We start from the raw sequence: 285 nt of genomic DNA, 5'->3' as shown, positions 1-285 counted from the left end.
GGCTTGCGTGCTGGTCTGGGCCGGCCGCACAGCCGATTTCAAGGCGGCGATCCGCTCGCCGAAAAGCCTTGCCATGGCGGCGCTGACGGCGGTGCTGATCTCGGTCAACTGGGGCATCTATGTCTGGGCAATCGCGGTCGACCGCACCGTCGAGACCGCTCTCGGCTATTACATCAACCCGCTGGTCAACGTCGTCGTCGGCGCCGTGCTGCTCGGCGAACGGCTCGACCGGCTGCAGATCGCGGCGGTTGCGTTGGCCGCGGTCGCGGTTTCGGTGCTGACCGT

The 285-nt window shown here is 67.4% G+C and carries 1 pseudogene; it reads left to right on the top strand.

Annotation, left to right across the window (positions count from 1 at the left end):
• Positions 1–7 precede the first annotated feature (7 nt).
• Positions 8–285: pseudogene (locus EN852_RS40000) on the top strand (EamA family transporter RarD); the annotation flags it as partial.

This window comes from Mesorhizobium sp. M2E.F.Ca.ET.209.01.1.1, assembly GCF_004010375.2.
In the GTDB taxonomy this organism is placed as follows: domain Bacteria; phylum Pseudomonadota; class Alphaproteobacteria; order Rhizobiales; family Rhizobiaceae; genus Mesorhizobium.
The sequence above is the reverse complement of the archived record's forward strand: the minus strand, read 5'-3'. Positions and strand labels throughout refer to the sequence as shown.